The sequence below is a fragment of the Pusillimonas sp. MFBS29 genome, assembly GCF_020687695.1.
GTDB lineage: Bacteria > Pseudomonadota > Gammaproteobacteria > Burkholderiales > Burkholderiaceae_B > Pusillimonas_C.
Window position 1 is genome coordinate 138,049 of the sequence record NZ_JAJEWL010000003.1, and the last position, 13,737, is coordinate 151,785.

Sequence of the window (13,737 nt, forward strand, 5' to 3'; positions counted from 1 at the left end):
CCAGCGGAAGAAACCGCAAGTCTACGGAACGGACATGTCATGCGTTTTACAACTGAGGCTAGCCGGCAGGCGGGTCGAACAAGTTGCGCTGAATCTGCAACAGGTGGGCCTTTAACGCGTTTCGCGCCTGTTCTGCATCACGATCTTCAAGCGCAGCAACAATGGAACGGTGCTGGCGCTCGTATTCCGCACGACGCGCCGGTGTCAGCGAGTTGCGCTTCAAGCGACCCCAATCCGCTTGTTCGCGGACGCGATTGGTCAGTGCCAATACCTGTAAAAAGAAATGATTGTGTGTGGCTTGTGCCAACGCCTGGTGCAGCTCGCCATCCCATCGTTCAAAGTCTTCTATCGATTCAGCCTGCTCACCTTTTATCAGGCACTCATGCATGCGGGCAAAATCGGTCCGTGTCGCATGGCGCACAATGAGTGCCGGCATTAAAGGCTCGATTAACAGACGGGCCTCCATAAGCTCAGCCGGGCTGGTCTGATCTGAAGATGGTCCGTCATTATCCAGACCTGCGTTTATCGGACGCGCGACAAAGGTTCCGCTACCAACCGCCTGGGTGATCCAGCCTGCGCTGCGCAAAGCAGCCAGAACCCTGCGCACTGAGCCGCGGGAAGTGGCGAAACGTTCACTCAGTTCGCGCTCACCCGGCAGCTTGACCCCCACTGGCATACGCCCGGAGCGCATCTCGGTCAGCAGATAGTTGGCCAGCGACTGCGCACCGGCGCTGCGCAATCGCAGCTCAAGCATGTCGGAAATCATGGTTCGGGAATGCCGGGTCGGGTAAAAACGCAAGGATAGCATTTTTGTACCAATTGGTCATAAACAGGCGACATTCCAGAAAGAAGGCTTCACTGTTGAAATAGTGTTTGCACCTTAGATGCCTCCCCCATATACTTTCAGTTCGATACCAATAATGAGAATTGGTACTAAAGTGGTTCAAAAATATCGAAGGAAATATATGCGTATTGCAACCTACATACAAGGTAATCAACGCTATGTGGGCGTTGTCAGCGAAGACGGGCAGACAGTCCAGGCACTTGACGTCGAACCGGAATTGGCCGCACAAGGCGTACTCGGCCTGATTGATGCGCACGAAGATCCGTCGGCGCTGAACAAGCTGGGCCGGGGCGACGCGGTCCCGGTAAGCTCGGTGCAATTGCTTGCGCCTGTGCCGCGCCCCCGCCGAAATATATTTTGCGTTGGCCGCAATTATCACGCGCATGCCAGGGAGCTGTCGGGATCGGTCTTCAAAGCCAATAACGCTGACCCTGCAGCATGGCCTATCGTATTTACCAAAGTTCCCGAAACGGTTATCGCGCATGGCGATGACGTCATACTTCCCGCCGGCATCACCGAACAGATCGACTACGAGGCAGAATTGGCCATCGTCATAGGGAAAGGCGGTAAAAACATCAGCAAAGCAGAAGCCATGGACCACGTGTGGGGCTACACCATCGTTAACGATGTAACGGCACGCGACGTTCAGATGCGTCACCAGCAATGGGATCTTGGCAAATCATTCGATACCTTCTGCCCCATGGGGCCGTGGCTGGTCACCGCCGACGACTTTGACGGTGCCAACACACGAGTACAGTGCTGGGTCAACGATGAGCCTCGTCAGGACGGACACACTGCCGACCTTATTTTTGACTTACCCACCCTGATTGAAACCTGCTCGCGTGGCATCACGCTTTATCCGGGCGACATCATCGCCACAGGCACGCCTGCTGGCGTAGGCATGGGACTGAATCCGCCGTGCTACCTGAAATCCGGCGACCGCGTCCGAATCGAGATTGACGGCATCGGCACGCTTGAGAACACCTTTCGCTAAATCATTATATGTAGCACCTTCAGTCAGATAGAAAAGGGTCGCTCACCGACCCATTATTCAGCGAGGAAGACAACAATGAAGACAACTGCATTAAAGAGTCTGGCAGCCGGGATCACGATGCTGGCTGCCACGACCGCCTGGGCACAGTATCCCGACCGGCCCATCACCATGATCGTTCCGTTTCCGCCTGGTGGTGTAACGGATACCGTGGCGCGCCCCATCGCCGACGCGCTGGGCAAAGAGCTGGGACAATCCGTGGTAGTCGAGAACAAGGCCGGTGCGGGCGGTGCCATCGGTACCGGCGAGGCAGCCCGTGCCAAGCCCGATGGCTACACCATCATGCTTATGCTGTCATCCATTTCCATCCTGCCCGAAGCCGATAAGATCCTCGGTCGCAAGGCAGCGTATGAGACCACAGATTTCAAGCCCATCGCACGCATCACCGCAGACCCTACCGTCCTGGTGGTGCCCGCAAAATCTCCCTGGTCCACAGTCGATGAGTTCGTTGAAGCTGCCCGCAAGGCACCGGGTGAGTTGAACTACGGCAGCTCAGGCATCTATGGATCCATGCACGTCCCCATGGCCATGCTGGAAAAGGACGCCGAAATCAAGATGACCCACGTTCCTTATACCGGTGCAGGGCCGGCGGTTGCAGCGTTGCTTGGCGGCCAGGTCGACGCAATCTCTACCGGTCCTTCCAGCATTCTTCAGCACATCAAGGCGGGCACAGTCCGTCCTCTGGCACATTGGGGTGACAAACCCCTGAATGCGCTTCCGGATGTGCCCGGCCTGTCCGAGGCGGGCTACGATGTGAAGTTCGTCCAATGGTCGGGGATTTTCGCACCTAAGGATGTACCGGCTGACGTTATAGAACGCCTGCGCGATGCTGCCAGGAAGGTGGCAAACGATCCTGAGATTCAGAAAAAAGTACTGGCCGCAGGCAGCCCGATCGACTACATGGACGCTGATGAGTTCCAGGCATATTGGGACGCAGACGATGCCGTATTGCGAAAAGCGGTACAGGATATCGGCAAGGTAGAGTAGCCGGCTGGCAGCCGCTGATCTTATTCAAATACAGCGGCTGCATCCAGCTCGCGCCATTGGCCTGGCAGCAATCCGTCCAGGCTCCATGGGCCTATCCGCACGCGCACCAGGCGCAACGTTGGCAGGCCCACTGCGGCGGTCATGCGTCGCACCTGACGATTTCGTCCTTCTTGTATCGTCAGTTCTATCCACGTGGTTGGCACACTTTTGCGAAATCGAACGGGTGGAATTCGCGGCCAGATCAGCGGCTCGGCCATTACATCGACCTGCGCCGGCAGCGTCGGCCCGTCTTTCAAAACTACGCCCTGACGCAGTTGCTGAAGTTGGTCCGGACCTGGTTCCCCTTCTACCTGAACCCAGTAGGTTTTGGCCATTTTGTGCCGGGGATCCGCAATACGTGCCTGCAAGCGGCCGTCGTTGCACAGCAAAAGCAGGCCTTCGCTGTCTCGATCCAGACGTCCAGCAGGATAGACGCCAGGTACATCAACAAAGTCTTTGAGTGTTGCACGGCCTTGATCATCGCTGAACTGGGTCAGGACATCGAACGGCTTGTTCAACATCAGCAGCCGCGGCTTGTCGACCGGTGCCCGAGCAGCACGGCGAACAGGCCGGTAAAAACGATAGTGAGTGCTCATAAGAAACTAAATTACCATGTCTGCCACGACTATAATGAGTGGTAACAAGGCAGTATTTTTTCTATGTCAAAAAAAATCCCTCCCATGAACCCCTTGCGGGCGTTCTACGTCGTAGCAAGGACCAAAAGCCTGACCAAAGCAGCCAAAGAGCTCCATGTGGGTCAGTCTGCAATCAGCAAACAGCTGGACGTCCTGGAAAAATACCTGGGAGTGAAACTGTTTCGCCGTGAACAACGAGGCATCAGCCTGACAGACATAGGACAGGAACTGGGTGATCGCATCATGCCGGCCTTCGACGAGATCGCCGACGCCACACAAAGCATCATCGAACGCGGGAATGACAACAAGATACGTGTACATACCTACACGACGTTTGCTGCCAAATGGCTGATTCCCCGGCTGGAGACCTTCCACAAGCAATATCCGGAATTCACCGTACTGATCATCAACTCGGTCAGTCATGTAGACTTTGAAAAAGACCGTATCGACTTCAGCATACAGTTAGGTAGCGGAAACCAGCCCGACACCGAAGTAGACCTGATGTTCGACGACATCATCGAACCGGTATGCAGCGCGGCCTTTCTGCAGAAACATGCTCCGGAAACCCGGTATCCCCAGGCACTTTTGCGCACGCGCTTACTGGTTTCGCATTATCGGCCCAAAGGCGAATGGGCCATGTGGGCCAAGGCACACGATTATCTGGCAGAAATCGCCGATACCCCGCAAATGAATTTCAGCAGCTCGGTCCTTACATGGCAAGCCGCTGCAGACGGCCTGGGCGTGGCCATAGGACAAGCGGCACTGCTGACCGATGACATCCAGGAAGGGAATCTGGTGTTCCCGTTCAATCAGCCTGTGAGAACAGGCCTTTCTTTTTATCTGCTTCGACCCAAGGTCCGTCGCGAAGCAAGGAAGGTAGTGCTGTTTCGCGACTGGATACTGGCCCAGGCAGCAGCAACCCGGCCTCTTTTGCCCGATTGCTGACTGCCACGGCCAGCGTTCAGCCGGCCTTCAAGACCAGCGCATCAACCGCCAGTACGCCCTGACCCTCTGCCAGCACCAGCATCGGGTTGACCTCGGCTTCCTGTATCTTCAGCTCCGGCCGCAGTGCCAGCATCGAAAGATTCGAGATGGCTTGCGCCAGCGCCTCGAGGTCTCCCTTCTGCTTGCCTCGTAAACCCGTTACGGTTTTCAGCATCTTGACCTCGGCAATCATTTCCCTGGCCGTCTCTACGGATACAGGTGCCAGGCGAATGCTTCTGTCACGCATGACTTCCGCCCAGATGCCACCGGCGGCCAGCATAATGATGGGACCCGCATCCGGATCGATACGGTAGCCAACCAGGACTTCCGTCATGCCCTTGAGCATGGGTTGTACCAGAATCTGATCACATAATGCGTCGGGCGCTTTCTGCTGCAGGTTCGAGCGCAAGGTCCCGAAAGCTTGCGACAAGTGCGCTGAATCGTTAATGCCCAGCACAACGCCGCCAACCTCGGTCTTGTGCGGAATCTGGGCCGAGCAGATCTTTGCGACCACCGGATAATCGAACGGCAGGCTCGCGCTATCTGCACTCAAGGGAACTGTGACGTAATCAGCATGAGGCACCTGCAAGCTGTCCAGCACTTCATAAGCCTGTGCTTCGCTTAAGGTATGTGCATCGGCACCTTCGGGAATCTTTGCATCGGCAGACGCAGACGGTTCACGTCGCGCCCAAACAGCGGCAATCGCATCCGCGCAGGTTTCTGGCGTACGGAAGCAGGGAATGCCTGCCTGAGTCAATGTGCCCAGCGCTTCAGGCGCATCGGGTACCAGCATGACTGCGAGCGGTTTAGCCGAGTTTGTAAACTCCAGGATGGGCTTCACAGCCAGCTCCGGATGCAGCCGTGCCGACGACCCCACAACGGCAACAACCATATCAAACTCGGGCGCTTCCAGCATTATCTCCAATGCTTTCTTCATGACCTCGTACTTGGTACCCGCCAGGGTCAGGTCAAGAATGCGGCCCGCTGATCCAGGAATCTGCGCCTCTTTCAGCTTGCGCTGCGTTTCTTCAGACACTGACTGCACGGTTACATCGCGCATACCGAGCTGATCGACAACCATGGCCGCACCACCACCGGTGGTTGCCACCACGCCAACAGTCTTTTGCGACGGCCGCGATTTGGCTACACCTTGCGCCAGAGGCATGACCTCGAACAGCGTCTCGAGCATTTCGACGCGCACCATACCCAGGTCTTTCAGGAATGCATCGGCGATATCGTCTTCACCAGCCAGGGCGCCCGTATGCGTGGCAGCCATTTCAGCTGCGGCGCTTGACCGGCCAAGCTTATAAGCAATAACCGGCTTGCCCCGACGCGCGGCCTCGAGCGCAAACGCCTTGAGCTTGTCGCCATGACGCAAGCTTTCAAGAAACAGCACGTAACCCTCGATAGCCGGATCATCGAGCGTGGACATGCAGATATCACCCACGCACAAATCAACTTCGCTACCAACTGACACCAGCCCTGCAAAACCCACCCCGCGCGCCTTGCCGCGAGACACCAATGCCCCAATCATGCTGCCGCTATGCGACGCAACGAAGATTTTGCCTTTTGGCACACCGGGTTCAGCGAACGCTGCATTGGCGGTCAGGACCAGGCCATTGCCGGGATTCACCACACCAAGGCTGCTAGGGCCCAGTATCCGTATGCCGGTTGCTGCAGCGATCTCGCGAAGCTCATTCTCGCGCTGAACGCCCTCTTCACCCGACTCCGAGAACCCGGCAGCCAGAATCGTGACGAGTTTCACACCAAGCTGCGCGCTCTCCCTGACGGCGGGAACGACCGTGTCGGTAGGCGACAGTATGAATACATGCTCGGGCACTTCGGGTAAAGCGCTCAGGCTAGGCCAGGCTTTTTCGCCTTGCACCTGGCTACGGTTAGGATTGATGGGATAGATTCTTCCGGCATAGCCCGAATTGCGCAAAAACTGCAGGGGACGCCCACCTGTCTTGCCCGGGTCATCCGACACCCCCAGCAAAGCGATACTTTGTGGATACAGTAGAGCCTGCTCCAAACGCTCATTGATAGACATGTTCATCCTCATGCCGCAGGTGCTTTGGGAGCACGCTGTGAGAACGAACGACCAAAAACCCCTTCCGCAATTCTGTTCTTCAGGACTTCAATGGAGCCACCCGCGATCATCCAGCCGCGAGTGCGGCGTACACAGTACTCCACCAGAGCCTCCTGGCTGAACCCCATACCACCCATGACCTGCATTGCATCGTTCGAAACTTCCCATCCTGCCAGGTTGCAGGCCAGCTTCGCCATGGCCGTGCTTTGCGCCGAGGGCAAACCCTCTTCACCTTCAAGAGCGGCCTTATACAAAAGCAACTGTGCCTGCTCGAGCTTCATCCACATTTCCGCAAACTTCCATTGCAGGCCCTGGAACTCGCAAAGCTCACGACCAAACTGCTTGCGGACCATGGCATGCTCTCTGGCCGCGTTGAAGGCGTAGCGGCCCAAGGCCAGCGCACGGGAAGCATTCCCGAGGCGTTCGACGTTGAATCCGGAAATCTGTTTCTTGAACCCGCCCGGGCCTAAAAGCAGATTCTCTTTTGGAACACGACAATTATCGAAGTACAGCTGAGACCACTGTTCGCCGTTCATGAAGTTCGACGGCGTGCCCACTTCAAAGCCCGGCGTACCGCGCTCGATCAGTATGGAACCTATGCCTCCTACGCCCGGGCCGAACCGGACATAAATAAGGAATAACTCAGCTTCGGGGCTGTGCGTGGAGAAAATCTTGCTGCCATTCACGATGTAATGATCACCGTCCAGTACAGCCGACGTCTTCAGGTCGGTCACCGCGGAACCCGCGTCGGGCTCGGTCATCCCCAGAGAGATCAGTTTTCTGCCCGCCAGCAAATCAGGCAGAAAGCGTTCCTTTTGCTCTTTGGTGGCATACTCGACGAACGTACGAATAGGCCCGAAGTTACCCGCTTGCACGATGTCGCCGCTCTTTGGGCATGCTAGCGCAATCTGCTGTATCGCCAGCACGGCATGCATCAAGGATCCACCCTGGCCTCCGTCTTCTTCTGGAAACACAATGCCCAGCAAGCCCTGCTCGGCCAGCATTTGAGCCGTTTCCCATGGGTAGCTGCCTGAATGAGCCCGCTCGAGTGCGCCGGGGGCCAGCTTGTCTTGCGCGAATCGCGCCACGCTATCAGAAAATGCCTGATACTCTTCCGAAAGATTGAAATCCATGATGATCCGCTAGAAAGAATTAGTTCATTGATATGGTTATCTTAGGCTTGGTAAGGTGCCGGTAGTTCTGCCAATAACGGCTCCAAATATGCCAAAAAAACATATCAGAAATAAAAATGCATACCTTGTCAGGCTCACGTGCCTAAACCTTGCCGCACAGGTCGTCCAGGCTTGCGCTGCGATTCAGGCTCCATAATTTCTGGCTGACAAACGCCGTCCGGGTATTGCCCAGCACAGGCTCGACAAGCTCGTTGAATTTTTCCTGAAGCTCTGCATCAGACAAGGGCATATCCGGATCGCCCTTGCGAGTAGGTTGCACAGCCTCGAAAGTTTTTCCGTCAACGGTTTCAAGGAAAACCCGTGCCGCGCGCTGACCCGGAAATGCGGTATCAAATACCGGATCGACAGCCAGTTCTATTCGGGACATCAGCGACCGCAAACCAGGGTCTGCCAGACGCTCATCGCTGAACGCAGCCAGCCGGACACTGCCATGCGTCAAGGCTGTGGCCACGACAAAAGGAATGCTGAACCGTGCCTCGGCAGCCGTGGCCGGCGAAGGATTCCCGGCAACATCAAGCGCCGGCCCATACGTAGATACGACGACGCGCCGTACCTGCCCGGGTTCAATATTGTGCTGGCCCCTCAGGACAATGGCACCATCGATCGGCGCAAAAGTATGGCCGCAGCACGCATGGTTCTTGAACGTGACCGAGCAAATATTGTACGTATCGTGAATGTCGGCAAGCACTTCCTGCCAGTCGGGGTCATTGCTCATGGCCCGCCCCATGCCAAACTCGCCTTCCAGTACATCAAGCGAGCCGGTCATGCCCTGTGCCGCACCCATCGCCGCCAGCAACCCTGCTTCTGCAGCCCGGCCCGAATGCAATGGTTTGGACATGGAGTCCATCTTGAACGCCTGTTGCAGGCCTGCGGCAAAGGTTGCCGCAGTAGCCAGCGCATGGGCGAATTCTTCTGCATTCAGCTTGAGCAAAAGCGCGCCGGCCGCTGCTGACCCGAACACACCAACGGTGCCTGTGTTATGCCAGAACTTATAGTGGTCACGACCCAAAGCCTTGCCAATGCGAGTGGAGATCTCGTAGCCCGCAATGACTGCCCTGAGGAAATCTTCTCCGTTGGCCTTCAGATGCTGCGCCAGTGCAAGGGCGGCGGATATGGTGGGCGCGCCGGGATGATAAATGGCGTATTTATAGATATCGTCAACTTCAGCTGCATGCGATGCAGTTCCATTGATCAGCGCTGCGGCCCGTACATTTGCACTTTGCCCCAGGGCCAGCAGCGCGCTTCCCGTATCAAGCTCATCGGAAAGCGCTGCCTGCAGCTTGGTCGTAACTTGCATGACCGAGCCAGGAATAAGCGCGGCGTACCAGTCAATGACCGCGCGTCTGGCATGGTGCAACACCTCATCCGGCAGGCTCTTCTGCGCCAAACCCGCACCGTAACTGGCAAAGGCTTCACAAACGTACATGACTTTCCTCTTTTTAAAAACTTGATTCGGTGACGCTCCAGACCAGAACGCCACCATCGGCTTGCTACACAGCGTTTGCAATCACCTTGTACATTACCGGGTAGTAGTTGTCGCCATAACCGGCATCAACCGCCTTTTTCAACTTTTTCGCGGTCACTGCAGTCAGGTCGTCGTCGACGCGCACTGAAGCAGAAAGCGCCAGTGCCAGGTTCAAATCCTTCAGTGCATAAGAGGCAGAAAACATTTTTTCCGGGAACACATCCTTGGCGAGGTAGTCAGCACCGGTAAGCTTCAGACCGAACGACGCAGCTGAACCCAATCCCAGTACGTAAGCCAGCTGATCTTTCGAGACACCCGCCTTTTCCGATATGGCAAAGGCATTGGCCAGCGCATGGACGGTATTGATCAGAACCATATTGTTCATGGACTTGACGACCTGGCCGGCACCGGTCGGGCCACAAAGCACAACATCACTACCCATGCAATCCAGATACGGCTTCAGCCCGTCGAACTGATCCTGCTCGGCACCGACGGTGATCAGCAAGGTTCCGCTCTGGGCAGCGGCCCGGCTGCGGGCCACCGGTGCATCAATGAGCTGAACTCCTTGCTCCTTAAGCCGGGCGGCAAGCTTGCGCGTGCGCTCGAGATCGCTCGTGCTCATGTCGACGATGGTTTTCAGCGGACCAGGTTGCGCCAGCAAGCCCTGTTCCAGACACACCTGCTCCACCTCGTTGATCGAAGGCAGTGACAAGAACACGATTTCTGCCCGCAAGGCAATTTCAGACACGCTGCTGGCTATCACACCAAAGGAAGACAGCGCGCACACATTATTCATGTCAAGGTCAGTTGCCAGAACCTCACAGCCTGATTTCGTGGCCAGGTTCCTGCACATGCCCGCGCCCATTGCGCCCAGGCCAATAAATCCCAAAGTCGGCTTCATACCAACCCTCCCTGGCGAACGCACTTCACACGGAGAAATTCACGCAGGCCTTCCACACCGCCCTCGGAGCCCAGACCGCTATCCTTGTAGCCACCGAATGGCGTTTCCGGCAGCGATGCCTGCAGCTCATTGATGCAAACGACGCCGCTCTGGATCTCATTGGCGAATCGGTAAGCCAGTTTCATATTGTTGGTGAAGGCATACGCAGCCAGACCGAAAGGCAGGGCATTCGCTTCGGAGACCGCTTCATCAGCGGTCTCTATGGGTATCATCAAGGCGACCGGGCCGAAAGGCTCTATACGGCAAACATCGGCAGCCTTGTCTTGCAGGGCAAGTACGGTCGGCTTATAAAAGTAGCCCGGCCCTTCGACTGGACTGCCACCTGCAAGCAGGGAGGCTCCCGACTCAACGGCATTGCGCACCAGACCATCGATTGCGTTCAGGCGCCGCTGATTTTTCAGAGGGCCCATCTGGGCCTTTGCATCAAGCGGATCCATGACGCGCACATTATTGGCGTGCTCCACAAACCGCTCACAAAATGCTTCGAAAATGTCTTTATGAACAAGAAAGCGCGTGGGCGATGTACATACCTGGCCGGCATTGCGATACTTGGTCGCCACACATGCCGCCGCTACCTTATCGATATCGACATCGTTCCAGACGACAACCGGTGCGTGCCCGCCCAGCTCCAGCGTGGCTTTTTTCATGTGCAGGGCTGCCTTGGCACCCAACTGCTTGCCGACATCGGTTCCACCCGTGAAGGTGATCATGGATACCTGCGGTGATGTGCAGAGCTGATCTGCAATGGCAGCAGGGTCACCAAACACCATATTTACAGTGCCTTGAGGCAGACCCGCACGCTCTATCGCCTGGGCAATAAGCAGTGCGACACCGATAGTTTCCTCGGACGGCTTAAGCACAATGGTGCAACCCGCGGCAAGGGCGGCACTGATCTTGCGCGAAGGGGTGATGGCAGGCGCATTCCACCCTGAAAAGCCGCCCACAACCCCGTAGGGCTCCAGCTGCGCCAGCTGCTGTATGCCGGCCGATCGCGCAGGAATAACGCGACCATACAGGCGCCGGGCTTCTTCAGCCGCCCACTCGAACATCTCGGCCGCAACATCAACCTCTTTTTGGGCTTCAGACAAAGGCTTGCCAAGCTCGGCGGTAATCTGGCTGGCCAACTGGTCCCGATCAAGGCGCATCTCTTGCGCTACTTTGCGCAGCAACTCCGACCTTACCGTCGGGCCGGTTTTGCGCCATGAGGCAAACGCAAGATTCGCGCATTCAATGGCTTGCTCAACGTCGCTCTGCGAAGCAGCTCGGTAGCGTCCGATCTCTTGTCCGGTAGCAGGTGAAATAACCGGCAGCTCGACATCACCGGTGCCGCTGCAGAACTTTCCATTAATGTATTGTGAGTACTTCATATTCCTGGCTCCAACCTTATTCGATCACGATATTCGCGCTCTTGATAATGCCCGCCCAGCGCGACGACTGGTCCTTAATATGCTGCTTGAACTGGGCAGGAGTGCTTGTGAACGGATACTGATCCAGCGTCAGCAGCCGGGCTTTTACTTCTGGATCGGACAACACTTCGTTAACGGCGGTATTCAGCGTGCTGACCACGTCTTCGGGCATGCCGGCTGGTCCCATCAGGCCATTCCATGGTTCAGCATCGAAACCCGGCGCAGTTTTCTGGCCAATGATCTCTATATTTGGCGCACCCTTGTCAGGTGAAGAACTGGCAGACGCCAGCACGCGCAGCTTGCCCGCTTCTACCTGTGGAAGCGCAACAATGCCCGCCAGCAACGCATAGTCTACGCGCCCTGCAATAAGATCAGGCATAGCGGCCGAGTCACCTTTGTAAGGAACGTGCAGCGCTTTGATACCCGTTTCTTCTTTAAGCCACTCGCCAGCCAGATGATTGACGGCACCCGTGCCGGCCGAGGCATAGCTCAGCTCGTTGTTTTTGTCGCGGCCATAGGCGATCAGATCGTCGAGCGTTTTGAATGGCGAATCTGCAGGTACTGCCAGGTAGTACGGATAACTGGCCACCAGGGCCACAGGCGTGAAATCGTTGATGGCATCGTACTGAATATTTTTCTGTACATGCGGAATAATCGACAGCGTGCTGCTGCTGCCGAGCATCAGGGTATAGCCATCCGGTTTGGCCTTCTGCACAAGGTTGGCCGCAACGACACCACTGGCACCTACTTTGTTCTCAACCACAAAGGTCTGTCCGAGTTTCTGGCTCAGTTTGTCTGCCAGCAGGCGACCAACCGTGTCAGTAGGACCACCCGCCGAGAAACCGATATAGACGGTCACGGGCTTGTCCGGATAGCCAGCCGCATGCGCGAACGACGAAACACCCAATGCCGCAGCACCTATGCATGCTGCGGCAAGTCCGAGCATGGAACGACGATTGATAGACATAAACATCTCCTGAGTCATTATTTAATATGCATGCCGGGACGCACTGCTTTATTCCGGCAAAGAACCGCTGCAGTCTATCAATCAAACACCACGGCCAGAGACTACTTTTTCTCTGTCTAACATGCGTAAAACGAATATCAAGCAGAAGAAATGTCTCTCTCTGTGCCAGTCAAACGCCGATACACTCTTCTTATCTCATAGGAGCAAAGCATGAATATCGGGTTTATCGGATTAGGCAGAATGGGACTTTCTCTGGCTCGTTCATTGGTCAGCAAGGGCGAAACGGTTTGTGTTTTCGACCTGAATGCAGAAGCAGTAAGCACGCTTGAATCTGAAGGCGCGCAAGGCGCCCGGAACGTCGCCGAGCTGTGCAGGAACGCGGATATTGTCTTCACGATGCTGCCTGGCCCCAAACAGGTCAATGCGGTAGCGCTTGGCGCAGACGGCATTATCGAGAACTTGCGTCCCGGCTCCATCTATATCGACATGAGCACTATCGATGTCGATACTGTAGACGCCTTGCATCAGGCATTTTCCGAAAAAGGCATTGCTTTCGGTGATGCGCCGGTAGGCCGCTTGGCTATGCACGCAGACAGAGGTGAGTCTTTGTTCATGCTGGGTATCGATGAACAGTACGTAGCCAAGGTAGAACCTGTTCTGTACAAAATGGGCACTACCGTTTACCACTGCGGCAAGGCCGGCAATGGCACGCGAACCAAGCTCATCAACAACATGATGGTCCTGTCCTACTGCCAGATAAACTCCGAAGCACTGGTGCTGGCACAGGCTTTGGGCCTGGATCTGAACAATACGTTCAACGTGCTGACCAGCACGACCGCCAGCAACGGCCAGCTAAAAGAGAAATGGCCCAACAAGGTCCTGAAGGGCGATCTGTCGCCGGGCTTTGACCTGGCGCTTGGCTATAAAGACATTTCCCTGGCGTCCAACGCGGGCGCATCAAGCCAGGTTGCCCTACCGGTCTGCGACACAACCAGAAATGTCTTCAGGCTTGCTCTGGCGTCGGGCAAGGCCGGCCAGGACACCTCCAGCATTACGGACTTCTGGGCCGAACTCAATAACTGCCCCAAGCCCAGGCTTAACTAAAGACCATTGCCA

The 13,737-nt window shown here is 56.2% G+C and carries 12 protein-coding genes; 4 read left to right on the plus strand and 8 right to left on the minus strand.

Features of this window, described 5'->3' with window-relative positions:
- Window positions 1-58: 58 nt before the first annotated feature.
- Window positions 59-766, minus strand: coding sequence for a FadR/GntR family transcriptional regulator (locus LKR43_RS05695; RefSeq protein ID WP_227683318.1), 708 nt, complete (start codon window positions 764-766; stop codon window positions 59-61).
- A gap of 199 nt (window positions 767-965) precedes the next feature.
- Between LKR43_RS05695 and LKR43_RS05700 the strand changes: the two genes are divergently transcribed.
- Window positions 966-1,838 carry a fumarylacetoacetate hydrolase family protein gene (locus LKR43_RS05700; RefSeq protein WP_227682996.1) on the plus strand — a complete coding sequence of 291 codons (873 nt, stop codon included), beginning with the start codon at window positions 966-968 and terminating at the stop codon, window positions 1,836-1,838.
- 75 nt (window positions 1,839-1,913) lie between these two features.
- Window positions 1,914-2,882 carry a tripartite tricarboxylate transporter substrate binding protein gene (locus LKR43_RS05705; RefSeq protein WP_227682997.1) on the plus strand — a complete coding sequence of 323 codons (969 nt, stop codon included), beginning with the start codon at window positions 1,914-1,916 and terminating at the stop codon, window positions 2,880-2,882.
- A 20-nt stretch (window positions 2,883-2,902) separates the two neighbouring features.
- On the opposite strand, the gene LKR43_RS05710 is transcribed toward LKR43_RS05705, so the two are convergent.
- On the minus strand, window positions 2,903-3,445 hold the full coding sequence (locus LKR43_RS05710) for a pseudouridine synthase (RefSeq protein WP_370632078.1): 543 nt from the start codon (window positions 3,443-3,445) through the stop codon (window positions 2,903-2,905).
- Between the two features lie 135 nt (window positions 3,446-3,580).
- On the opposite strand from LKR43_RS05710, the gene LKR43_RS05715 reads away from it, so the two are divergent.
- Window positions 3,581-4,501: a LysR substrate-binding domain-containing protein gene (locus LKR43_RS05715; RefSeq protein ID WP_227682998.1), complete on the plus strand. Its 921-nt coding sequence runs from the start codon at window positions 3,581-3,583 to the stop codon at window positions 4,499-4,501.
- Window positions 4,502-4,517: 16 nt separating this feature from the next.
- Here the strand turns inward: LKR43_RS05715 and LKR43_RS05720 are convergent, their stop codons facing one another.
- From LKR43_RS05720 to LKR43_RS05745, 6 genes are all read right to left on the minus strand, one after another.
- The gene (locus LKR43_RS05720; protein ID WP_370632070.1) at window positions 4,518-6,596 is read right to left on the minus strand and encodes an acetate--CoA ligase family protein; all 2,079 of its coding nucleotides are present in this window, start codon (window positions 6,594-6,596) and stop codon (window positions 4,518-4,520) included.
- A 2-nt stretch (window positions 6,597-6,598) separates the two neighbouring features.
- On the minus strand, window positions 6,599-7,762 hold the full coding sequence (locus LKR43_RS05725; RefSeq protein ID WP_227683001.1) for an acyl-CoA dehydrogenase family protein: 1,164 nt from the start codon (window positions 7,760-7,762) through the stop codon (window positions 6,599-6,601).
- A 142-nt stretch (window positions 7,763-7,904) separates the two neighbouring features.
- Window positions 7,905-9,248, minus strand: coding sequence for an MmgE/PrpD family protein (locus tag LKR43_RS05730; RefSeq protein WP_227683003.1), 1,344 nt, complete (start codon window positions 9,246-9,248; stop codon window positions 7,905-7,907).
- A gap of 64 nt (window positions 9,249-9,312) precedes the next feature.
- On the minus strand, window positions 9,313-10,188 hold the full coding sequence (locus LKR43_RS05735) for an NAD(P)-dependent oxidoreductase (RefSeq protein ID WP_227683004.1): 876 nt from the start codon (window positions 10,186-10,188) through the stop codon (window positions 9,313-9,315).
- On the minus strand, window positions 10,185-11,615 hold the full coding sequence (locus LKR43_RS05740) for an NAD-dependent succinate-semialdehyde dehydrogenase (protein WP_227683007.1): 1,431 nt from the start codon (window positions 11,613-11,615) through the stop codon (window positions 10,185-10,187). The genes LKR43_RS05735 and LKR43_RS05740 overlap by 4 nt, the downstream gene beginning before the upstream one ends.
- Window positions 11,616-11,631: 16 nt before the next feature.
- Window positions 11,632-12,621, minus strand: coding sequence for a tripartite tricarboxylate transporter substrate binding protein (locus LKR43_RS05745; RefSeq protein WP_227683009.1), 990 nt, complete (start codon window positions 12,619-12,621; stop codon window positions 11,632-11,634).
- Between the two features lie 210 nt (window positions 12,622-12,831).
- Here LKR43_RS05745 and LKR43_RS05750 point away from each other — a divergent pair, with 210 nt between their 5' ends.
- Window positions 12,832-13,725, plus strand: a complete 894-nt coding sequence (locus tag LKR43_RS05750; RefSeq protein ID WP_227683010.1) for an NAD(P)-dependent oxidoreductase — start codon at window positions 12,832-12,834, stop codon at window positions 13,723-13,725.
- Window positions 13,726-13,737 lie beyond the last annotated feature (12 nt).

Excerpts from the sequence above, each read along its gene's own strand:
- LKR43_RS05745 (WP_227683009.1), bottom strand. The coding sequence starts at position 12,621 with ATGTCTATCAATCGTCGTTCCATGCTCGGACTTGCCGCAGCATGCATA.
- LKR43_RS05750 (WP_227683010.1), top strand. The coding sequence starts at position 12,832 with ATGAATATCGGGTTTATCGGATTAGGCAGAATGGGACTTTCTCTGGCT.
- LKR43_RS05705 (WP_227682997.1), top strand. The coding sequence starts at position 1,914 with ATGAAGACAACTGCATTAAAGAGTCTGGCAGCCGGGATCACGATGCTG.
- LKR43_RS05725 (WP_227683001.1), bottom strand. The coding sequence starts at position 7,762 with ATGGATTTCAATCTTTCGGAAGAGTATCAGGCATTTTCTGATAGCGTG.
- LKR43_RS05695 (WP_227683318.1), bottom strand. The coding sequence starts at position 766 with ATGATTTCCGACATGCTTGAGCTGCGATTGCGCAGCGCCGGTGCGCAG.
- LKR43_RS05740 (WP_227683007.1), bottom strand. The coding sequence starts at position 11,615 with ATGAAGTACTCACAATACATTAATGGAAAGTTCTGCAGCGGCACCGGT.
- LKR43_RS05720 (WP_370632070.1), bottom strand. The coding sequence starts at position 6,596 with ATGAACATGTCTATCAATGAGCGTTTGGAGCAGGCTCTACTGTATCCA.
- LKR43_RS05730 (WP_227683003.1), bottom strand. The coding sequence starts at position 9,248 with ATGTACGTTTGTGAAGCCTTTGCCAGTTACGGTGCGGGTTTGGCGCAG.
- LKR43_RS05700 (WP_227682996.1), top strand. The coding sequence starts at position 966 with ATGCGTATTGCAACCTACATACAAGGTAATCAACGCTATGTGGGCGTT.
- LKR43_RS05735 (WP_227683004.1), bottom strand. The coding sequence starts at position 10,188 with ATGAAGCCGACTTTGGGATTTATTGGCCTGGGCGCAATGGGCGCGGGC.
- LKR43_RS05715 (WP_227682998.1), top strand. The coding sequence starts at position 3,581 with ATGTCAAAAAAAATCCCTCCCATGAACCCCTTGCGGGCGTTCTACGTC.